Below are 22631 nucleotides of genomic sequence, written 5' to 3' on the forward strand. Positions count from 1 at the left end.
CGATCCTTGTGTTCTCGCTCCATGTATTGGACGACGTTCGCCAGGTTGTCCCCATGTGCGTTCAGCCGTTTCTGCGGCCCCGAAAGCGGGAGGCCCCGCGCCGCGTCGGGAACGAAGTAGCTCAGGTACCAGTCTTCGATGAACCGGCGGAAAGACGCGATGCGCGGGTGTTGTCTGAGCGCTCCGAGGGTGGCAATACCGAGTTTCCGAACGTCTTCGAGTTCGACTGTTTCCGACTCGGCGCTTTCCTCGAAACCGCCCCCCTCAGCGCCTTTACCTTGAACCAGAAACCATGGCGCTGATGAATCGTCTTCGTCGCCCAATTTCGCACCTGCGTAAAGGCCCTTCCAAACGACTCCCGTACCTTCATCTAGAATCAGAAACGAATACGGTCGTCCGTGGGATTGTCTTGCCCTCCGTTGTCGGAATCGTTCCTTTTTCACGTAGGGCCGACCGGATGGATCAAGATCAATGGACAGTTCGTAGGTGATCGGACGGGAGCTCGGCTTTTCGCTGAGGTTCACGTCAACCACAGTCGAACCGCTCTCGCCCTGTATCCTATCGTAGGCAATCCGACGGGATATCGTTTCTTCCCTGTAGTAAATCTCGAACCCGATAGGGCCCGTCTGCCCCTGCGTCCGGATGCGCTCGAAGCCGCCGCGACCCCGCGCATCGCATGCTTCCTCGACGCCCACCTTCAGGCAGTCCGCGAGAAAGCCGAACACGTCGAACAGCGCGCTCTTGCCGACGCCGTTCTTGCCGATGACCGCCGTGATCGGCGTCAGCGGTTCGACTCCCTGCGTGTTCCAGAGCTTGCCCAGGGTCACGTCTTTCAGTGACCGGAAGTTCCGGATTCGGATGCCCTCGATCCTCGCCATGGGTCTGCCTTTAAGCTACAGACTGCACAACCAGGTCGATAGCGATGCCACCTGGCGGTCGTCGTTCAAGTTCGCGGCATTGGTCAGTGAGCCGTTCTCCAGTGAACGCCATATCTCGGTCGCCATCTTCTTCTCGACGGCAGCGCCGACAAAGAACGTGGCCGGCACTCGAGACTCGCTGCGGAACGACTTGCGGATTCGGTCCAACGCGGTTCGCGCCGTCTTCCAATGCTCGTCCGCACCCGCAGGATCGATGCCTCCCTTGAGCTCTCCGACGGCGACGTACACCGAAGCGCTCTCGTACGTGTCACGTGCCAGATCGCCGTGACTAATGTCCAGCAAGCACAGGTCCACGTTGTTCCCCACGAAGGGGATTGTCAGATTGCTGAGAAGTGTCCGTGAGCGATTGCCGCGCACCCAACTGAGCCCGCGCAACGAAAGTTCGATGTCCGAGTCGTTGTCGGATCCTTCGATCCACTTGCGCGATTTCGTGTGAAGCCAACGATAGCCAGTGCCTGCCATCCTAAGCGTCGAGATGAACGCACGGACGAGCCTGCGTTGCGCGAGCACCCCGCCAGCATTCCGCATCGAGCCCCCGAGCGTGTCTCCACGAGTCAGCAGGAATCGAAACACGAGCTCCTCGACGAACTTCACCCCCGCCGGTTCGAGGTGGTTCTCGATCAGAAGTCGGATCGCCTCCTTCTTGTCTTCGGGTCGAAGATGCGTCAACGCCTTGTCGGATAGCCCGGCGGCTGTCAGCAGCCCAGCCTCGATATCTGAGATCGCAAGAAGGTCTTTGGGTGCTCGGGCTCTCGCCGCGGAATGCTGCAGCGCCCGGGCTTCATGGACAAAGGGCGTCGCGCGCCGGTTCTTCTCTAGGGCGAGTTGGACGAACCCAGCCCTTGTGGCTTCGTACGTCGTGACGAGGTCTTCGCTGGACGCTAGGTGACGCCGGTATGGGGCTCCGGACATCACGGCTTTCTCCACACGTAGACGCACTTCCGCAGCACTTCGCGCCCGTGCTCTCCCATCTGCTGGCTGCTGTTTCCCTTCCCATTGGGCAGAACCAGGATGCTTTCGACGCGAAAGCCAACCTGCTCCGCGATGTGGGAGAGAATCGCATCGACCGGGATGCTGACGCCAGCATACCGCACGTTGTCATTGACCATCAGAAGCGGGGCATTCCCTTTCATCACTCGAGAGCACTCGGCGATGACACATGCCATCTCGTAGAAATACCCGCGCACCATCCGAGGAATGCCGCTGTTATTCAGGAAACCGTCCGCCTTCTGTGCCTCGAGGAACGCCAGGATCGCCTGCAGCAATGGCTGGCGATCTGAGGCATTTAGCGCCAATGCCCACTGAGGATTCATCCCGCGCAGGTCTTTTGCCCGGTTCTCGACCGTACAACTCAGCATCTGCTGGCGCAGCTCACCGAGACCTCGGTCGTCAACGCCCAGCAGCGCGAGTTCCAGCGCATAGGTTCGCGTGTAGTCGTAACGATTACAGTAGGGAGGCGACGTGATGATCGCGTCGTAAGCTAGGTCGTCCAGACCCGGTAGGACCTGTAGACAGGAACCTTCGAAGAGCCGAATCGCGCCGTTCAGGTCCGCGAACGACACCAGTTCGTCTTCTTCAGTAGCAACGGCGTCCAGGAGGATCTCCGTGAGCTTCGATTGGACTGCTGACCCGAAGTCGGCGATAGCGCCCTTGTCGAACATCTTCTTGCCTTGACGCCGTCCGGAGCGGTAGTCCCATCGGAGGTACTGCCCGTCCTTGCGCGTGAAACTGACTTCCTCGAGAACGCAGAACAGCGCAAAACGCAGGATCGTCCGCACCGACAGGCTTACGTCCTGACACGCTGCAAGATACCGTTCGATGGAGTCCTTCGTCTCGTCGGGATAGGCTCCCTTCGTCACTCGAAGCTCTGGCACGACAGCTCTGGTACCGTGACTCTCCCAGACGCGCGACCGCGACCACTGCCGTAGGGTATCAAGGTCTTCCTTTGGCAGTCCAGCGCGTATGATCTGCCGAGCTCGGATGATCTGCTGACCGATGGGCAGTAGCTCAACGCCGTCAGCGTCGATTCCCGCAGCGCTTGCGGCAAAAAGAGCCGTTCCGCTCCCCGCGAACGGATCAAGAATCCGGCCGCGCTGTATCCCGAATCGGTGCAAGAAATATTCCACGAGCGAAGCAGAGAACGCCTCCTTGAACTTGTACCAGCGATACGCAGGCCTTGATTTGTTCGCCTGGAAGCTCACTAGCGAACGCGTTAGCATCGGCTCCGTCACGAATCTGTCAGCGAAGCGAGCCGAAAGCTCTGCGCGGGCGTGGTCTACGGCGTCGAACAGCGGACTTCCCGTCTCAATCCGAAGCTGTTCGGCGCGATCTCGCACGGGAATTCTCCGCAACAAAGGCTATGGCACGTAAGTGGGCAGCGTGTTCGGCAGACACTATCCGTGTCCATGGATTGCGCTCGAGGCAACTCGAAGCGCTACTGCCCGCTCCGCGCCTGGGAAGCGCCGCGCGTCTCGATCTTCCGGCGGAGCGCATCATTCCCGGGGCCCGCTTCGAGGGCTTCCTGCCACAACGTCATCGCCCGATCCGGGTTCCCCGCCTTCAGGTGGGCGTCGCCGAGGTGTTCCAGGATCTCGCTGTTCCCCGATTGGCGCTCGTTCGCTTGTTCCAGATAGCGCACCGCCAGGTCGGACTTCCCCTGCTTGTGGTACGCCCAGCCGAGGCTGTCGAGGTAGGCTCCGTTCTCGGGTTCCGCTTCGAGCGCCTTCTGGATGAGCCGCACCGCCTCGTCGAGTCGTTCGCCGCGTTCGGCGAAGAGGAACCCGAGGCTGTTCATCGCCATGTGGTTCTGCGGGTAGAGGTTCAGCAGGCGCTGGAACGTCTGGATGGCGGTGTCCGTCTCGCCGAGTTGGTCGTAGGTCATCGCGAGCCAGTAGAGGGCGTCTTCGTGATCCGGCTCGATGCTGAGGGCGCGGGTCAGGGCTTCGATGGCGTCGTAATGCCGCTCCGCCGACAGGTACAGGCTGCCCAGCAGCCGGTTCGCCTCGGCGTTGTTCGGCTGGCGCTCGACGACGTGCTTGCACTGGGCGATGGCATCGTCGAACTGACCTTCGGCGGCATAGAGCCGGGCGAGCAGGATGCGCGCGATGTCGTTGGTTCCCTCGGAAGCCGCGAGGATCTGCTCGTAGACACCGATCGCTTCGGGGAACCGTTCCCGCGCCACGTAGAGCTTCCCGAGTTCGTTCAGGATCGCCGGAAGCTGCGCCGGTTGGAGCCTGAGAAGCGTCTCGTACTCGCGGATGGCGTCTTCGGGCAGCCCCTTCTGGTCGTAGAGCCGCGCCAGCGCCGTGCGAGCCGGGATGTAGGTCGGGTTCAACTGGAGCACGTGGCGGAACTCGGCGACGGCGGAATCCGCATCGCCCTTGCCCGCATACGCCCGCGCCAAGAAGAACCGATAGCGCGGGTCCATCGACCGCAGCTTGATGAGCGCCGTGTACGCCGAGATCGCCGTGTCGTACTCCCCGAGCTCGCCGGCGACGCTCCCGAGGGATGCCAGCCCTTCCGCGTGCTTCGGCGCGACCTCGACGGCTCTGCGGAAGTACTCCAGCGCGCGCGCCGAGTCGCGGCGCACCAGGCTGGCTCTGCCCAGCGTCACGAACGCGTCGGCGTTCTTGGGATCGAGCTCGATGGCGCGCTGGCTCAGGTTCTCGGCGCGGCGGACGTCGTTCATCGTCAGCAGGACGGAAGCCAGCCGGGCGTGGAAGAGGGCGGAGTCGGGGTGCGTCTGGACGCAGGCTTCGAGCTCGTCGCGGGCGCGGCGCGGGTCCTGGGCGTACTCGTGGAACAGGGCGAGCATGTAGCGCGTGTCGGCGAGCCGTTCGATCTCGAGCTTGGCGCGAACCCCCGGCGCCGCGATGGCGATGGGCTCCAGACCGCCCTCGGTCCACACGGTCGGCTCCGCGCCGTGTGCCGCTGCCGTCAGCAGAGCGCACACCAACCCGAACGCCAGACGAATCTCACGACTCCGACGATTCGTTGGAACCTCCCGCGCCGTTCCCATTCGCGTCTCCCTGCACTTCGGATTCGGCGTCCTCTTGGATACGCGCGATCGCTTGGATGTGCTCGCCCTCCCGCAGGGACATGATCTTAACTCCCTGGGTGTTGCGCCCGATGACGCGCATGTCGCGGACGGACATCCGGGTGATGAGCCCGTTGGTGTTGATGACCATGATCTCGTCATCCGGCGAGACGAGGCGGGCTCCGACGACCTTTCCGTTCCTCCGATTCGTCTTGATCGTGATGATGCCTTTGCCGCCCCGGTTCTGCAAACGGTACTCGTCGATATCCGTCCGTTTGCCGTAACCGTTCTCCGTCACGACGAGGAGCGTCGCGTCATCGACCTTCGTATCCGGCACGACGGCGGCGACCCCGGCGACGGCGTCTCCGTCGTTGAGCGTGATGCCGCGCACGCCCTGGGCGGTTCTGCCCATCACCCGCACGTCGTCCTGGGAGAACCGGATCGACATGCCCTGCTCGGTGACCATGATGATCTGGTCCTCAGGTTCCAGGATGCGGACGTCCATGAGCACGTCGCCGTCGCGCAGAGACTGGGCGATGATGCCCGTCGAGAGCGGACGGGAGAAGTCGTCCAGGGCGCATCGCTTGACGATGCCGGCGCGCGTCGCGAACAGGAGCGTCCGCGTCTCGTCGAACTCGTGGACGGGCACGACGGCGGCGATGCTCTCCTCATCGTTGAGGGAGAGAAGATTCACCAGCGCCCTACCCCGCGCCTGACGGCTCGCCTCCGGTATCTCATAGACCTTGAGCCAGTAGCATCGCCCCGTGTTCGTGAAGATGAGGATGTACTGGTGGTTGGAGGCGATGAACATGTCGCTGACGAAATCGTCCTCGCGCGACTCGACGCCCTTGATACCCACTCCGCCGCGCCGCTGGCGATGGTAGGTGTCCTGCGGGATCCGCTTGATGTAGCCCGAATGGGAGAGCGTGATGACCATCTGCTCGTCGGCGATGAGGTCTTCCATCCGTAGGTCGCCCTCGTGGGCGATGATCGACGTGCGGCGGCTGTCCGCGTAGGTCTCTTTGAGGACGAGCAGCTCTTCCTTGATGATGTTGCGAACGAGCAGATCGCTTTCGAGGATCGCGCGGTACTCTTCGACCTTGACGAGCAGGTCGGTGTATTCGTCGTTGATCTTCTGGCGTTCCAGCCCGGTCAGGCGCTGGAGGGTGAGTCCGAGGATTTCGACCGCCTGGATTTCGGAGAACCCGAAGCGGTCGATGATCGCCTCGCGCGCTTCGGCGGGCGAGCTCGATTCCTGGACGATCTCGATGATCTCGTCGATGTGGCTGAGGGCGTTCCGGTAGCCTTCGAGGACGTGGAGCCGCTCTTCGCCACGGCGCAGGTCGTACGCCGTGCGCCGCCGGATGACCTCCCGCCGATGCTCGACGTAGTGGTAGAGCATGTCGGGGAGGGAGAGTTCGCGCGGCTGTCCGTCGACGAGGCAGAGCGACAGGACGTTGAAGGTCGTCTGGAGCGGCGTGTGCTTGAAGAGTTGGTTCAAGACGACCTGGGTCACTTCGCCGCGCTTGAGCTCGATGACGATGCGGATCTCGCGGTCGGATTCGTCGCGGATGTCCGAGATACCGGTGATGGTCTTCTCGTTGACGCAGTGCGCCATCTTCTCGAGCAGGGCGTTCTTCTTGATCTGGTAGGGAATCTCCGTGACGATGATCTGCTCGCGGTCTTTGACCGGCTCGATGGTCGTCCGCGCGCGCATCGTGATGGAACCCCGACCCGTCCCGAACGCCTCGCGGACGCCGTCACGCCCGACGATGACGCCGCCCGTCGGGAAATCCGGCGCAGGGATGAACGCCATCAGGGCGTCGAGCGTCGCGTCCGGGTGATCGACCAGGTGGACGAGCGCGTCAACGACCTCGCCGAGGTTGTGCGGCGGGATGCGCGTCAGATAGCCGACGCCGATGCCGGTCGTCCCGTTGACGATCAGATTGGGGAGCCGCGCGGGGAGAACCGTCGGCTCGGTCGTCGATTCCTTGTAGTTGGGCTGGAAATCGACGGTGTCGCGGTCGATGTCGGCGAGCATCTCGTTGGAGAGCCGGGAGAGCCGCACTTCCGTGTAGCGCATGGCTCCGGGCGGGTCGTCGTCGATGGAGCCGAAGTTGCCCTGCCCGTCGAGCAGCGGATAGCGCATCGAGAAGTCCTGCGCCATCCCGACGAGAGTCTGGTAGATGGGCCCATCGCCGTGGGGGTGGAAGTTCTTCATCACCTCGCCGACGACGGCAGCGCACTTGTCGTAGGGTCGGTCGCTGGTGAGTCCCTCCTCGTACATCGCGTAGAGGATGCGCCGGGAGGAGGGTTTGAGCCCGTCGCGCACGTCGGGGATAGCGCGGTTCGTATTGACGCTCATCGCGTACGTCAGGTACGAATCGCGGAGTTCGTCCTCGATGTAGCGCGTCAGGATGCGCTCAGTCGAATCGTCGATCGTCGGTGGAGGAGAAATTGCCATCTTCGGTTTCAGATGTCCTTAGCTGGTCGGTACGGTAGCTCAGTGCGAGAAAAGGTCGTCGACAAGCTCGCGCCAGTCCCTGTCTAGATATCGCGCGACCTCTTTGACGATCGCGCTCAGCGTCCCGACTTTGAGAGGCTGATGGCGCGGAACGGTGACGTGATGGGCTTCATCCCTGAACGTCGAAGTCAACCTCAGATGGCTCCCGCTCTGCCGGACAACCACATACCCGAACCGTGCCAAGCGAGCCACGAGTTCGTCGCCGTTAATGTCGCGAGGAAGTCTCACGCGGAGAGCACTTCTTCCCGGACGAAGTGTACACGGATGATTCGGGGACGGTCTTCCTCTTCGAAATGCACGCACACCGCATCGCGGATCATGTCCTTGAGCTCGTCGTACGTCTCGGCTTGGGTGAAGATCGCGTGGCCGAGCGCCCGCGCTTCGTATCCGCCCTCGAGCGACTCTTCAGCCAGGAACAGGATTTCGCTGTTCATGCGCTGTGCCTCTTCGTCCGTATGAAGTGCCGCGTTCACCAGGTCGTTCTCGGCTCGGGAAGCCCATTGGTTCACGATCTCATCCACTTGCCGAGCCCGCTTCATAGAGCCACCTTGCCCTCGCGGAGCGCGGTTCGGATGCTGGCGGAGCTAATCGCTTACGACACGAACGCAAAGTGCACCATTTACGATAACGTTCGGAAGGGCGACGGATGTCATCGCTTCGCACGGCGTTTCGTGACCCTCACCGTCCGATAGCGACCCGCCGGACGCTCCGGCTCGACCCCTGACAGAGCTCGACGATGTAGACCCCGCTCGCGACGGTCTCGCCCGCGTCGTTGCTCCCATTCCAGTATACTGCCGAGCCGCGATCCGTGTAGTAGCCCGCTGGTCGGACGGCCTGGATCAGCGTCCGTACGAGCGTCCCGCGCGTGTCGAAGACACGGATCGTCATCTCGCCGGAGTCCGCCAGCACGTAGGGTATCCACGTCTCCGGATTGAAGGGATTCGGATAGTTCGGTAAGAGATGGGTACGTTCCGGTCGCGCGGAAACGCTCGCGACGGCGGACGCGTTCCGCAGGTCGTCCGGACTGACGCGCAACGCCGTCGTCCGACCCATGATTTCCCCGCGCCGCGCGACAAGTTCCAGGACGACAAGATCCCCCTCCCCGACCGTCACCTGTTGATCCCCGTCCACCAGCGCGGCGGCGAAGCTGCCATCCGACTCGATCGCAGCCTCGACGGCGCGGCTCAACCGCGTGTTCCGCACGCGAACCCGCGTCCCTTCCGGAAGGATCGTCGCATCCTCGACCCGACCCGCAACCGCGAATGCCCATACAGCTGACGGGCTCGCTGGAGACGCGGGAGCCGGCGTGCCGTGCGCCGTCCCTACGACGGTGATCGCTATCGGTGACAGGAGGTTGATGACGTAACCCCGCGCGGCTTCTATCGGGAAGTCCCGCCCGAAGACGATGCGCCCTTCCCGTCCGATGACCGCCTCCCAATGCCCGTCGACCAGCCGGACGCAGACCGTCGATCCGAGGCGGATGAGGTGGCGCGCCATGAGAACACCGCCGTCCTCGGCGACGGAGATGGTCTGTCCTCCTCCGCTGAGCGTGTCCGTCCGTAGCGGCGCGGCGAAGATGCTCAGACCGGCGGGCAAGGTGCCCTCGAATACCATTGACGGCGCAACGGCGGGTATCGGTTGCCAGTCCGGCTGGTAGTCGTCCCAGGACGTCAGTCGTTCACGCTCTGATCCGTCTGCCGCGACAAGGTACAGACCTACATCGCCGGGGCTCTTCAATCTTGATATACAGCCGAGGATGTGGGTTCCGTCAGGCGACCAGGATGCGTCGGAAATGCTCAGCGATGCGGGACTCAGTCGCTGCGCGTTCGTTCCGCTCAAGTCCGTCACGGAGAGAAGTAACGTATTGGGGCCGGGCTGTGTCGGCAAGAGCGTCCATAGAATGCGCATTCCGTCAGGAGAGATGGAGAGGGGTCTGGAGTATAGCTCAGGGAGGAATACCTGGTCGGAGCCGTCGGGATGCACGGAGACGGCCCTGCCGCCGCGATAGTGCCGGTGGCCGCTCCAAAGAGCAGTGAAGAAGATGACACGCGAACCGTCTTGATACCAGATCGGTGTGAATGGTTGGGTGGAATGACCTGTAGCGATGAACGACGTGGAGTACGCAAGTATCGCCTCACTGCCATCGGCACTGACGACGATAGCCTCTTCGAACAGTCGCGGGAAAGGTTCTGCACTGGCTCTCTGGCCTGTCGACATGACGGCGAGTTGAGTTCCGTCAGGAGACCAGGCGAATTCGTCGCCCGCCGCCACGGGATGTGCGTTGGACCCGTCCGCGTTCACGACCGATATCGTCGGCTGGTCCCCAAGGTAGACTGCCTTGCCATCCCCGTAGGCGATCCGCGTCCCGTCCGGTGACCAAGCGAAGTCCGTGACGACGCTCGCCAGCGGCGTGACGCCCGAACCGTCCGCGTTCATCGCGAACAGATCCGTCGTACCGTTGCGCTTCGAGAGAAACGCGATGCGCTTCCCGTCAGGAGACCATTTCGGAAGCGTGTCGGACGCGGGATGATTCGTCAGATTGACGGGATCGGAGCCGTCAGGTCGGATGAGGTAGATTTCCGCGTTGCCGTCGCGTTCCGAGACGAACGCGATGCGCGTGTCCGTCGCCAAATCCTGCGCGGAAGCGAGTCGGACAAGTCCAACCGCGATGAGGAGTCCCACCCAGCGGAGCCATCGATCCCCGATGCTCAACGGTGTGTCCTTCCCTGCGAGATATCAGGAAATCGCATGGATAGGATAGTGCTTGGGCGCTCAACGCACCAACCGCGTTCGTGGACTACCTGTTCACAACTTGTGGATAACTCGGTGGATATCCTCGTTCATCCCAGCAGCGGCGCGCGTTTCCGGCGCACCGACCGAGTGTGTACAACTGAGAACAACTCGCAGATTCCCGCCGTCTATCGCCGTCAGAGCACGGGAATCAGGTCGCGCTCGATGCTTTCGCGCGCGTGCGGTCTGATCTCGTTCCGGGTCAGCAGGTCGATCTCGCACGGCAGAAGCCTTTCGAGAAGGCATAGCAGCCCGAAGTAGCGGCGGAAGTTGGTTCCGTCATTCGACGTAGACCTTACGAACGGCGCGTTCGAGGGCATCGAGTTCGTCGAGCGCTGACCAAACGAGCTCCAGCTTCGTATCCCAGTACGCGTGGAACACGCGATGCGGACGCTTTCGTGTGCGGAACCGCTCGTGCGCTGTTTACGCCCCGTACAGATCGAGCTCAACATGCTGACCGTACCGCTCAATCAGGTCGCGGCGCGGTTCCACCTGATCGCCCATCAGGACGGTGAACATCCGATCCGCCTCGACGACGTCCTCCAGCTTCACCTGCAGGAGCGTCCGCTTCTCGATGTTCATCGTCGTCTCGCGGAGCTGCTCCCAGGTCATCTCGGCGAGACCCTTGTAGCGCATGATGTTCAAGCCCTGCTTGCCGACTGTCAGGATGTGATCGAAAAGCTCCCACACCGACCGACCCGTCTTCTCGCGTTCCGTCCGGGTCCCGTGCGTCAGCCGGAAGATGGTGTCCGTATTCGCGCCCTCCTCGCCGACGACGAGGAAGTCCGTCGGCAGAATGTTCAGCGGGCGCAGACCCACCACGAGGACGTCGATCTCCTGGATCTCCGGCAGGTCGGAGACATCCTCGACGATGATCTCGTGGAGCTCCGAGTCCTCCGCGAGCTGCGCGAAACTCATCTGCGCGTCGCGTTCCACGGAATCCTGAGGCAACAGGTCGGCATAGCCTTCGTCCTCGAAGCGGTAGAACTCGCCCTCGTCCGTCTCGATGCGCCAGAGCCGGACGCGCTCCTCGCCCCGGAAGTGCTGGGCGAAGAGCCGCTGGCGATCGATGCCGCGCCGTCCCAGGTCGTTGACCAGCTTCTCGACCCGGCGGACGGCGTTCACCAGCGTTTCGAGCTCTTCCGCCGTGTAGTCCTCATCGCGTCGCAGGTTTCGCACGCGCACGTTGTCCAGCGCGGCGTTCAGGAGGAACTCGGTCAACTGCTCGTCCGTCTGCAGGTACTCGACGCGCCTGCCCCGCGTCACGCGGTAGAGCGGCGGCTGCGCGATGAACAGATGCCCCGCGTGGATGATCTCCGGCATCTGGCGGAAGAAGAACGTCAGTAGCAGCGTGCGGATGTGCGCCCCGTCCACGTCGGCGTCCGCCATGAGGATGACCCGATGGTAGCGGAGCTTCGCGATGTCGAAGTCGTCCTTCCCGATGCCGGTTCCCAGCGCCGAGACGATGGTGACGATGCCCTCGTTCCGTAGAACGCGGTCGAGACGCGCCTTGGCGACGTTGATCCCCTTGCCCCGCAGCGGCAGAACCGCCTGGAACATGCGGTCGCGCCCCTGCTTGGCGGTTCCACCGGCGGAGTCGCCCTCGACAAGGAAGAGCTCCGACTTCGCCGGATCGCGTTCCGCGCAGTCGGCGAGCTTGCCCGGCAGCGACGAGGAACCGAGGATGCCCTTGCGCCGCGTCAGGTCGCGCGCCCGGCTGGCGGCTTCCCGCGCCGCCGCTGCTTGGATGCTCTTCTCGATGATCCGCTTGGCGATCGTCGGGTTTTCCTCGAGCGCTGTCGCGAGCTGCTCGTTGACGATCGTCTGGACGATGCCGTCCACTTCGGTGTTTCCCAGCGCGCCCTTCGTCTGACCCTCGAACTGCGGGTTCGACACGCGCACGCTGACGACGGCGACCAACCCCTCGCGGATGTCGTTGCCGGTGAGCTTCACCTTCGACGTGCGCGAGGAGCCGTTGTCCTTCGCGTACTGGTTGATCGTCCGGGTGAGGGCGGTCTTGAACCCGCTGACGTGCGTGCCGCCGTTCTTGGTGTTCACGCTGTTGGCGTAGGAATAGATGACCTCATCGTAGTCGTCGTTGTACTGGAACGCGATCTCGACCTGCGTGCCGTCGCGTTCTCCCTGGAACAGGAGCGGCTCGCGGTAGAGGACGTCCTTGCCCTGGTTGAGATAGGCGACGAACTCGGCGATCCCGTTCTCATAGTGGAACTCGCGGGGTTCCTTGAGCTTGCCGTCTTCGGCGGGTCGTTCGTCGCGCAGGACGATCCGCACGCCCCGATTCAAGAAGGCGAGCTCGCGCAGACGTGACGAGAGCGTGTCGAAGCTGAACGTCCGATCCGGGAAGATCTCGGGGTCGGGCCAGAAGGTGACCTTCGTGCCGGTCTTGCGGCTGATGCCGCTCACCTGGAGCTCGGTCGTCGGGATGCCCCGCGCGTACCGCTGCTGGTGCACCTTCCCATCGCGCCGCACTTCGACATGGAGCGACTCCGACAGCGCGTTCACGCAGGAGAGCCCGACGCCGTGGAGCCCGCTGGCGACCTTGTAACCGGCGTTCTCCCTGCCGTCGAACTTCCCGCCGGCGTGCAGGATGGTCAACGCGACCTCCAGCGCCGACTTGCCCGACGCGTGCATGTCGATCGGGATGCCCCGACCGTCATCGGTGACGCTGACGCTGCCGTCCTCGTGGATGACAACCTCGACCTCGGAGCTGTAGCCGGCGGTCACTTCGTCGATGCTGTTGTCGACCAGCTCCGTGACGAGCTGGTGGAGCCCGGCGAGGCCCGTCGTGCCGATGTACATGCCGGGCCGCTTCCGAACGGCTTCGAGCCCTTCGAGAATCTGGATGCTGCTGGCGTTATACTCGGTTGCCACCGATGGACGAGCTCCTCTCGCTCAGGACACCGAAATCACGACTGCTGATGTCTGCGGCGCGCCTCGTCCCACTTGGCGCGCTTCAGTTGGATCATCAAGACGCGGCGAAGCCCGGAACGCGCTTCGACGCCTTCGAGCCGAGCCGCGTTCTCCTCAATCCACGCGATCTCTTGCTGGCTCAGCGTGCCCCGCTCCGGGTCGAAGGCATCTTCTGCCGGCACAACATGGGACTGGGGAACCTGTCCGGGCGCTTCACGAGGACGACGCGACCGTTCCTGTACGCGCGTGCGCAGGTCGTCGACCGCCGGCACGCCGAGATAGTCGTTGATCCGGTGCAGGATCGCCTCCCGCGAGAATGATACCTCAGACGCCGCCGCCGAGTCCGGGACGGTCACCGTCAGGAGGCCGTCTTCGACGCTCAGCGGGCGCGCCAGCTTCGCGAGCTCCTCGCCGAGGACCTCGTCCCACACGTCGAAGACGCGCTCGATCCTCCGGCGGCGGTCATAGCCCCGTTTGGCGAAGAGCCGTTCGATGACGGCGTCGATTCGGACGGATCGCATGCCCAATGTCCCAGCCGTTACGTAGGGACGACGCGATGCGTCGCCCGCTTCATGACGAGGGCGACCCGCCGGGTCGCTCCTACATGCCGATGTTCTCCGGATCGTCCGCCCACCGCAGGGGGTTCGCCTCGATATAGGCGCGGACGTCGTTCATCTCGTCTTCGTCGCGGATGATGCGCTCGTAGTATCCGCGTTGCCACACTGGCGCGCCGGGAGTGCTCCGCGCCGCGTTGATGCGCCTCGCCGAGAACGACTTGAGTGCGCGGATGATCTCCGGCAAGCCGTGCCGAGTGAGTGATGATGGGGACGTAGGGGCGGGTCTGAGACCCGCCCCTACCGCAACACGCCTATCGTCGTCCATCAAGACGATGATTCCATGCACATGATTCGGCATGACGATGAACGCACCCAGTACCACGTGCGCATAGTGGCTCGGAAGATCGTCCCACGCCTTGTCCACGATCCGACCACTCTCATTCATCCGCATCTCACCGTCCGCCACGTCGCCGAATCGGCAGACGCGCCGGTAGGTAACGATCGTGACGTGGTACGCACCCGCCTGCGCGTAGTCGTACTCAGGCAGGCGCATTGAACGACGACGAGCACGCGTGGTACCTGTGTCGGGTACCGGATCACGCGTTGGCATCGCCGGAGCGCGCGTCATGCAGCGCTCTCCGCTCGCTTCGCCACGCCGCCGCGGACCTCCCAAATCGCCGGCTCGAACGACTGGTAGAGCTCCGGTTCCAGGCGCGTCGTCGTCAGGAACACCTGCGGCGGCAGCTCGTGCAGCGCCTCGAACAACAGGCGCGTCCGCATCTCGTCTAGCTCGGAGGTCACGTCGTCCAGCAGGAGCAGCGGGAGCGTCCCGCATGTCGCGCGGATCCATTCCAGCTCGGAGAGCTTCGCCGCCAGCGTCAACGTCCGCTGCTGCCCCTGCGAGCCGTACTTCCGCGCGTCCGACCCGTTCACGGAGATGAACACGTCATCTCGATGGGGTCCCACGGACGTGCTCCCACGGGCGATATCACCGTCGAGCTCCTCCCGCAGTTGAGTCTTGAAGCGGCTCTGCGTTTCGTCTTCCGCCTCGGAAATGGGTACGTTCGGCGCGTAGTGCAAGTCGCCGTGTTCCGACCCGCTCGTGAGATACGCCTGCTGGCGCTGGAAGACCGGTCGGAGCTCCTCGCACACTCGCGCGCGCATCGACCCCAGCGCCGACCCCGACGCCGCGAGCGGCTCGTCCCATATCTCGATGAGCGCCGACGACGACCGCCCCTCGCGGATCTGCTTGAGCGTTTCGTTCCGCTGGCGCAGCGCCGTCTGGTAGTCCTGGAGCGTCTTGAGGTACTCCGGGCGCACCTGGGACACCAGCACGTCGAGGAACCGCCGGCGGTCTCCCGGACTCCCTTTGACGAACGAGAGCGATTCCGGCGAGAAGAAGACGACCTTCACCTGACCGATGAGCGCCGAGTACTTCGCCTGCACCTTCCCGTCGAGCTTCACCTGCTTCCGGCCGCCCAGGACGTAGCCGATCTCGACGCGCCGCTGCACGACGTCGTCCTCGACGGTTCCGCCGACATAGAACGACTCGCCGCCCTCGCGCACGAGCTCCTCATCCGCCGAAGCGCGGTGCGACTTGGTCGTCGCCAGGAAGAGGATCGCTTCGAGGAGGTTGGTCTTGCCCTGGGCGTTCTGCCCGACGATGACGTTGAAGTCGGCGAAGGCGAGGCTCGCCTCGGCGTAGTTGCGGAAGGAGTCGAGAGTCAGCTCGATGAGACGCACGCGATGTTCCTGTTTGGTCTTGCGTCCGCGAACCTTCTCGTTCCCTCCGCCCGCAAGGCGCGGTGAGGGCCCGAGTCAGAATCGCTCTGCCTTCCCCCGCGAAGTGCGGACGAGATACCGTCCCCTCCCTCCGCGAAGTGCGGAGGAGGCTCCTGTCCCTCCCCCCGCGAAGCGTGGGGGAGGGGTCTAGTCGGCTCACCACTCCCGGTTGTAGCCGCACGTCCAGCCGCCGTCCACGACCAGGACGTGACCCGTCACGTAGTCCGACGCGGCGCTCGCCAGAAACAACGCCGCCTGGGCGATGTCCTCCGGCGTTCCGGGAGCGCCCAGCGGGATGTGCGCGATGAGGCTCTCCGCCCGCCGGCGCTTCTCGGCGTCGCCCTCGCCGTAGAAGAGCGAGCGCGTTCCCTCGGTCATGATGGAGCCCGGCGCGATGGCGTTGACCCGGATCCCGTAGGGCGCGAGCTCCAGCGCCATGCCCTTCGTCAGGTTGGCGACGCCCGCCTTCGCCGCGACGAACGCGATCTGCTGTCGCAGCGGAACCAAGCCCGCCACCGACCCGATGTTGATGATCTTGCCCGACCGGCGCTCGACCATGTGCGCCGCTGCGGCCTTGGAGCAGTAGAACATCCCGTCGAGGTCCGTCGCGATGATCCGCCGCCAGTCCTCGTCGCGGAACTCGTGGATGGGAGCGCGGCGGTCGGGTCCAACGTTCACGCCTGCGTTGTTGACGAGCAGGTCGAGCCTCCCGAACCGGCGGATCGCCTCGGCGAACATCGCGGCGACCTGCCCACGGTCGCTGACGTCGGCTTGCAGGAAGCACGCCCGCCGACCCCGCCGTTCGATCTCGCCGACGACCTCCTCGGCTCCGTCCGGCTCGTGGCTGTTGACGATCACGTCCGCGCCGTTCCCTGCGAAGGCGAGGGCGATCGCTCTGCCGATGTTCCGCGTCGATCCGGTCACCAGCGCGACGCGGTCACGGAGCTCGACGCGCAGGGCGGTCACTCGTCCACGCGGCGGAAGGCTCTGCCCCAGGCGCGCTTGCGCTCGTCGTAGACGCCGTTCACGCCTTCGTACTGCGGCGCGATGGGCCAGAGGGTGAGGAACACGAGGTCTTCATCGCCCGTGTTCGTGATGCGGTGTCCGGTTCCGGCGGGAATGAAGATCGCCGTTTGGGGACCCACCTCGTAGGCTTCGTGTTCGCCTTTGTCCCAGAACTCCATCAAGCCTTGTCCGCTGAGGATGTAATAGGCTTCGTCATGGGGTTCCGGGTGCGCCTCTCCCTTTCCGGGAGCCTTGCCCGGCTTGAGGGTCGCGTGGTTGATCTGGAGCCGCGTGGAGCCGACGCCCTCGGAGTCGACGAGCAGGCGGGAGATGTACGCGCTTTCCGTCGCCGCCGGGCTGAACCCCATCACGTCGCTGGCTTTGACGACGCGCAGCTTGCTCATGGCTACTCCAGCCGCATGGGCATGATGAGGCAGAGGTAGTTCGACTCGTCGTCCGCCGGACGAATGACGCCCGCGCTCGTGGGTTCCTTCAGGTTGATGCGCACCTCGTCCGTCTCGATCGCCCGGAGCGCGTCCGTGATGAAGCGGACGTTGAACGCGATCTGGATCGGCTCCGTGGTTGACGCGTCGATCTCATCCTTTGCCTCGCCGAAGTCCTGACTGCTCGCCGAGACGAGGAGCGTGTTCTCTTTGGCGTCGAACCGCACGGAAGCTGTCTTGGGATTCGTGAACAGGCTGACGCGCGCCAGCGTCGCCAACAGCGACTCACGCGCAGCGGTCACGGTGATCGGATTATCCTTCACGCCGGAGACGATCTGCCCATAGTTCGGATACTCGCCCTCGATGAGTCGGCTGATGAGCGTCGTGTTCTCGGTGCTGAACGCGATCTGGTTGTCGCGGAGAGCGATTCGCAGGTCGCCCTCGTCACCGAACGTCCGAAGCAGCTCATCGACCGCCTTGAGGGGCAGGATGACGCCCGTGTCCTTCTTGACAAGGTCTTCGACTTCGTGCGTCATCATCGCGAGCCGCCGGCTGTCCGTCGCGACGAGGCGCACGAACTTCGGCGTCATATGGAAGTAGACGCCGTTCAGGAAGTAGCGCGTCTCCTCCGTCGAGGCGGCGAACCGCGTCCGTTCCGCCATCGTCCGAATCAGCGCGGCATCCATCGTGAAGGAGACGCCGCCTTCGGACGGATCCTTCGGAAACGTCTCCGGCGCGAGACCGTGGAGGAACTCATCGGGAGCCAGTCCGTAGATGCGGAAGTTGCTTCGCGCGCACTCGATCTGCACCTGATGGTTCGCCGTCGCCTCGAAGCGGATCTCTTCGCCGGCGGGAAGTTGGCGGGTCAAGTCGCCCAGCTTTCGCGCCGGGATCGTGACGGCTCCCGTTTGCTCGACGGTTCCAGCGACCTTTAGGCGGAGCCCCACTTCGAGGTCCGTCGCGGTCATCACGATCTCGCCGTCTCGCGCGTCGATCAGGACGTTGGCGAGCACGGGGAGCGTGTTCTTCGTCGCGGCGATGCTCTGCAGCTTCTGGATCGCCGGAAGTAGAACCTCCTGGGCGATGCGGATCTTCATCGATTCCGTCCTCTTCCTATGGATGGCTTCGGTCGACTCCATCCGGGATTCCGATATTGGGTGTCAGCGGCTCAGAATCTCATATTTCGTTCGCGCCCGGATCCCAGCACGTCATCTCGTTCACAGTCTGGTTCTTTCTGTCTCTCTTCTTGTCATATTGTACCCATAGCATTAGTAGTAGGCACGGTGGAGAAGTGGATAGGTCGCCGAAAGCCCGATGACAAGAGGCTGTGTTCCGTTGCGTTCTTTGTGGATAAGTGAGGGATGTTCCCCACAGCGATATGCTGAAAACACGGCGCAGAGCGGGTTACACACGCCTTTCCACGCGACTTCCACGCGATTCGCACAGGTTTTCCCCGGAGTTTTCCACATTTCGGGCTTCTTGAGCCAACTAGGCGATTCCTGCCGTCGGAATCGCAAGACGCCATCGAACGGTTGTGGATAACTTGTGGAGAACTGTTGAGAAGTTCGCGGGATACCATCGTTCCCACCTGATCGTCGATCCGGGCGCCTGAACCGATATTGCGACGCAAGAAACGAATCGCCCTCTGCTCGCCCGTGCTCGTGAATGTGTATCTAACGCAAGTATTTCAGCGAACCATCACCGGCGGTTCCCCTGGATCCGCTGGATGATCTCCTGGATCGTCCGGGCGAGCTCCGAGCTCCGCTCGATCTCCTTCTCGATCTTGGTGCACGCGCTGATGACCGTGCTGTGGTCTCTCCCACCGAAATCCTGCCCGATGTCCACGAACGACAGGTCCGTGAGCTGCCGGCAGAGGTACATGGCGACGTGTCTGCCCGTCGCGATGCGCTTCGTGCGCTTCTTCGCCTTCAGTTCGTTGGGCTTCATGCGGTAGAAGTCGGCGACGACCCGCTGGATCAAGTCGGTGCTGATCGGCTGGCGCGCGATGCTACTGCCGTCATCGTTCTGCCGCCGTAGCACGTGTCGGACGAGATCGACGGTTACCGGCAGAGCCTCCAAATGAGCGTATCGGTAGACCGTCGCGAGCGCGCCTTCCAGTTCGCGGATGTTCGTCGCGACGTTCTCGGCGATATAGAGCGCGACATCGGTGGGCACCTGGTCGATGCCCATGTCCTCCGCCTTGCGCTGGAGGATCGCGATGCGCGTCTCGACTTCCGGCGTGTCGATGCTGGTGATCATGCCCCACATGAACCGGGAGCGCAGGCGTTCCTCGAGCTCCGGGATATCCTTCGGGTAGCTGTCGCTGGCGAGGACGATCTGCTTGTTCGCGTTATGCAGGTCGTTGAAGGTGTTGTAGAACTCGATCTGCGACTGCGCTTTCTTCTGCAGGAACTGGATGTCGTCCATCAGCAGGACGTCGATGGTGCGGTACTTGTTCCGGTTCGCGTTCGCCGTGCTGAACCGGATCGCCTCGACCATGTCGTTGGTGAAGGTCTCGGCGGAGACGTAGAGCGCCTTGAGGTGCGGGTGCTTCTGCCGGACGAGGTTCCCGATGGCGTGGAGCAGGTGGGTCTTGCCCAGCCCGACGCCCCCGTAGATGAAGAGCGGGTTGATCGTCTTGCCGTCGGGGTTCTCGGCGAGCGAGAGGGCGGCGACGTGCGCCAAGCGGTTGCTGGAACCGACGACGAAGCGGTCGAACGTGTAGCGGGGATTGATATTCCCGGCGCGGTCGTTCTCGCCGGCGGGGAGAATGCGAGTGCGTCGCTCCCGTCGGAAGGAGTCGGGGGATATCTCCGTTGGGGCTTCCGGTTCCGTGTCGCGCAGGTCTTCGAAGGGGGCGGCGGACACCGCCGGCGGCGTGCGGAGGTTCGAGTCGACGTGAATGCGCACGTCGGCGGTTGCGTCGGGGAAGCGAGATTGCATCGCGGCGCGGATGCTCTCGAGATAGCGCCGCTCGATGACCTGGCGCGCCCAGTCGGACGAGACAGCGACGTCGAGGTCGGACTCTCCCACCAGAGAACCGTGTGCCTGCTCCAGGTAGGGGTCGCCGTCGCCGATCTCCGAGACGATCTCCTCCCAGAGGGAGGGGGATGGTTCAGCCATCGCCGGTTCCTGTCATGGGTGGATGTCCTGCAGCTACGTCGCCCTTAACGCGCCAAGTCGGCTTGCGTCTACTGGCGCGACCCGTGAGGCAGCTCGGGGTTTTCCACGGGATTACCCACAGGCTTATCCACAAGATTTCCACACTGCCGGTACGTCGATTTCAACGGGTCGTCATGCGGCGGGGTTGCGAAAATCTGGCGTGGATGGGCGGGAGGGCGACTACTTCGTGGCGCTCACGTCGAACTCGTAGAGCTCCTTCTTTGAATTCCGTTTGCGAATGCGCGCGATCTGTGGGTTGCGGAGCCCTGCTTCTCGGAGCATATCCGCGAACAGGAGTTCAACAGGAATCAGCGTGGGAGGTCGCCGCCGATTGATCTTAGACACCTATTGACGGAACCTCCGTCAGCCCAATCCTGATACCACTCCAACACCGACGCACTTGCACAAGGGCAAACGATTGTGGACGCTCGCCCGTCGTGCGGAAGCTATCGGTTCGTCGTTGCGTATGCTGATAACAGCGGCTTCAGTTGCGTCACTCTCGTTCGGAAAACTTCGGTATACTGGTGATTCGACCGGATCTGACTCAAGAAGCTACCTACACCTAGGCGGACAATGATTGCGACGGGGATCGAGATAAGCCCACCGTCGAGGAAGTGGACAACTGCTACGGCCCCCATCGCACTCAGCGAAGCGACAGACCGTGTCAGACCATCTTGGAGTGCGAGCTCAAGCGACTTCCTTCCGACCAAGCAACGATACCCTTCGGTGGCGACGATCATGACGAAAGGCAGTGCGTCGAACGAGTCGAGCGCTGCGTGTAGGTGCCCGTGCATTGAGTCATGCGCATGGAGTAGGTTCGTGTCGAGTTCAGCGTTCGTAACGCCGCTTGGGAAGGCACCGGAGCCATGCGCGATCTCATCTGTTGAGATGACCTTAATGTCTGGATGTGCCTGGATCGCATCCTTGACATAAGCCAAAGAAGATGTCGCCTTCATCTGAAGATGATCGACAACGTGACCGTGGGCATCGACGACCCGGAGGTCCCATCCTGGCTGTGTGACATCCGACGCGAGCTCGGCTGTCTGTCCGTGGTCTAGGCGCAGATCGCCCAGTCGCTCGCCTGCGTTCAGTTTGTCTCGGACAAGCACTTCGAAGTACTTGCCCTTCCACCCGTTTAGAAACCCGCGCAGTGTGTCTCCGCTCGCGTTGTCTAGCTCTGCAAGCGACGATTGTGGAAAGGCAAGATGGAATGCTTCTTCCATCTGAGGTGTCAAGGAACTGGATACGTGCTGGGCGCCGATCGCTGAGTCGGATATCCCAAGGACTAACGCGATGCAGTCGAAGAGAGCGAACTCATCGCGTCGAATCATCGCACGACGCGTTCCCCGTAGGTTGGAGATCATTTCGTCTCGCGATGACGATCTGCGGTACTTGCGCCCGAGGTCGACAAGACGGCTGTCCACAGGCGATCTCCTAACGAACGATGATCTGAGCGACTGACACGATGAGTGAGAGGACCGCTACTGCCATCGCGACGTAGATGAGACGCTCGTTGCGCGTGAACCGTGTCGAGTCTACTAGAGTCGCGAAGCGGGTGGCGTCTTGTTCCATCCGGCTCATCGCGGCTCTCATTTTCTCGACATCGCCCTGTGTGGTTGATAGCAGGGAGCGCGCTTCACCGATGAGAGACTCGAGACGATCTGACTTCTTGTCCAGTACTCGAAGAGCGGATTCGATCTTCTCTGTGAGATCTGAAATCGAGCGATCCATGCCTAACACAACGTCTCCGAGCAAATTAGAATACTCTTCAACTATCTGCCGCAGCGCCTTCTGGCCCGTAATATCCATTGCACCTTCCTTTCGATGAGTACCGCCATATGTCCAGCAAGTCGCTGTGCCGCGCACAACGCGAAATCAATTGGAACGAGAAGCAACAGTCCACACAGACACCCCATCGATCCCGCTAACGCGGTGAGCGAGTCGCCCGCAAGTGCGGATTCGATCTGCATGACGCATCGTTGACCACTCCATGTGACAGGACGCCTTAGTAGCCTAAATAGGTAGAACAATGCGAAGAGAAGAGCGTAAAGGACAGTCCACAGCAGCCGGAACAACCAGCTAACGATGAAGCTAAGGATTTCAGCGGCAGCTCGGGGCGCTGGCATAGGCAGTGATCTTCATATAACACGATCGCGGCGAGGTGAAGTCCGCAGTGTTGGCGGTTACGTGCAGGAGAAGCTTATACAGGACTTGAGGTTCCGTCAATAGGTGTGTAAATTCGGCTCATGTAGGCTTTGGGGTGAGAGACGTCATCATCATGCGTAGCGCGTCCGATGTCGCGTGTTTGAAGCGGTGGCTCCACGCGGAGACCGCCCTTCCGCGAGGCGACTCGTCCTGGCATGCTGTGAGCACAGACTTTGGTCTAACACGGCGACCGGGTTCCCGGAAAGGACTCCCGATGAGGACGCTCCACGTCATCTCCCACACCCACTGGGACCGCGA

The 22631-nt window shown here is 62.8% G+C and carries 19 protein-coding genes; all 19 read right to left on the reverse strand.

What is annotated here, in order from left to right; all coding sequences use genetic code 11:
- The coding region (locus FJZ36_10855) for an ATPase (GenBank protein ID MBM3215401.1) at positions 1–878 on the reverse strand (878 nt) is incomplete at its 3' end.
- Between the two features lie 15 nt (positions 879–893).
- A complete protein-coding gene (locus FJZ36_10860; GenBank protein ID MBM3215402.1) occupies positions 894–1850 on the reverse strand; it encodes a restriction endonuclease in 957 nt (318 codons plus the stop codon).
- On the reverse strand, positions 1850–3274 hold the full coding sequence (locus FJZ36_10865; GenBank protein ID MBM3215403.1) for a site-specific DNA-methyltransferase: 1425 nt from the start codon (positions 3272–3274) through the stop codon (positions 1850–1852). The genes FJZ36_10860 and FJZ36_10865 overlap by 1 nt, the downstream gene beginning before the upstream one ends.
- A gap of 98 nt (positions 3275–3372) precedes the next feature.
- Positions 3373–4956: a tetratricopeptide repeat protein gene (locus FJZ36_10870; GenBank protein MBM3215404.1), complete on the reverse strand. Its 1584-nt coding sequence runs from the start codon at positions 4954–4956 to the stop codon at positions 3373–3375.
- A complete protein-coding gene (gyrA, locus tag FJZ36_10875; GenBank protein ID MBM3215405.1) occupies positions 4913–7438 on the reverse strand; it encodes a DNA gyrase subunit A in 2526 nt (841 codons plus the stop codon). Before gyrA ends, FJZ36_10870 begins: the two co-directional genes overlap by 44 nt.
- A gap of 39 nt (positions 7439–7477) precedes the next feature.
- Entirely contained in the window at positions 7478–7726 is a 249-nt protein-coding gene (locus FJZ36_10880) for a type II toxin-antitoxin system HicA family toxin (GenBank protein MBM3215406.1), read from the reverse strand.
- The gene (locus tag FJZ36_10885) at positions 7723–7932 is read right to left on the reverse strand and encodes a 2-oxoisovalerate dehydrogenase (protein MBM3215407.1); all 210 of its coding nucleotides are present in this window, start codon (positions 7930–7932) and stop codon (positions 7723–7725) included. The genes FJZ36_10880 and FJZ36_10885 overlap by 4 nt, the downstream gene beginning before the upstream one ends.
- 244 nt (positions 7933–8176) lie before the next feature.
- The gene (locus FJZ36_10890; protein MBM3215408.1) at positions 8177–10210 is read right to left on the reverse strand and encodes a hypothetical protein; all 2034 of its coding nucleotides are present in this window, start codon (positions 10208–10210) and stop codon (positions 8177–8179) included.
- A gap of 215 nt (positions 10211–10425) precedes the next feature.
- Positions 10426–10608: a hypothetical protein gene (locus tag FJZ36_10895; GenBank protein MBM3215409.1), complete on the reverse strand. Its 183-nt coding sequence runs from the start codon at positions 10606–10608 to the stop codon at positions 10426–10428.
- Between the two features lie 103 nt (positions 10609–10711).
- Positions 10712–13180, reverse strand: coding sequence for a DNA topoisomerase (ATP-hydrolyzing) subunit B (gene gyrB, locus FJZ36_10900; GenBank protein MBM3215410.1), 2469 nt, complete (start codon positions 13178–13180; stop codon positions 10712–10714).
- Between the two features lie 35 nt (positions 13181–13215).
- The gene (locus tag FJZ36_10905) at positions 13216–13740 is read right to left on the reverse strand and encodes a DUF721 domain-containing protein (GenBank protein MBM3215411.1); all 525 of its coding nucleotides are present in this window, start codon (positions 13738–13740) and stop codon (positions 13216–13218) included.
- 79 nt (positions 13741–13819) lie between these two features.
- Positions 13820–14386, reverse strand: a complete 567-nt coding sequence (locus tag FJZ36_10910) for a transposase (GenBank protein ID MBM3215412.1) — start codon at positions 14384–14386, stop codon at positions 13820–13822.
- Between the two features lie 14 nt (positions 14387–14400).
- Complete coding sequence (gene recF / locus FJZ36_10915) at positions 14401–15519, reverse strand: DNA replication/repair protein RecF (GenBank protein ID MBM3215413.1); 1119 nt, start codon at positions 15517–15519, stop codon at positions 14401–14403.
- 195 nt (positions 15520–15714) lie between these two features.
- Positions 15715–16515 (reverse strand): 3-oxoacyl-ACP reductase FabG, encoded by an 801-nt coding sequence (locus FJZ36_10920; GenBank protein MBM3215414.1) that lies wholly within the window; start codon positions 16513–16515, stop codon positions 15715–15717.
- Positions 16516–16520: 5 nt separating this feature from the next.
- Positions 16521–16967, reverse strand: coding sequence for a cupin domain-containing protein (locus FJZ36_10925; GenBank protein MBM3215415.1), 447 nt, complete (start codon positions 16965–16967; stop codon positions 16521–16523).
- A gap of 2 nt (positions 16968–16969) precedes the next feature.
- The gene (dnaN, locus tag FJZ36_10930; GenBank protein ID MBM3215416.1) at positions 16970–18145 is read right to left on the reverse strand and encodes a DNA polymerase III subunit beta; all 1176 of its coding nucleotides are present in this window, start codon (positions 18143–18145) and stop codon (positions 16970–16972) included.
- Between the two features lie 559 nt (positions 18146–18704).
- A complete protein-coding gene (dnaA, locus tag FJZ36_10935) occupies positions 18705–20129 on the reverse strand; it encodes a chromosomal replication initiator protein DnaA (protein MBM3215417.1) in 1425 nt (474 codons plus the stop codon).
- Between the two features lie 485 nt (positions 20130–20614).
- Positions 20615–21499: a hypothetical protein gene (locus tag FJZ36_10940; GenBank protein MBM3215418.1), complete on the reverse strand. Its 885-nt coding sequence runs from the start codon at positions 21497–21499 to the stop codon at positions 20615–20617.
- A gap of 103 nt (positions 21500–21602) precedes the next feature.
- Entirely contained in the window at positions 21603–21977 is a 375-nt protein-coding gene (locus FJZ36_10945; protein MBM3215419.1) for a hypothetical protein, read from the reverse strand.
- Positions 21978–22631: the final 654 nt, after the last annotated feature.

The sequence above is a fragment of the Candidatus Poribacteria bacterium genome, from assembly GCA_016866785.1.
In the GTDB taxonomy this organism is placed as follows: Bacteria; Poribacteria; WGA-4E.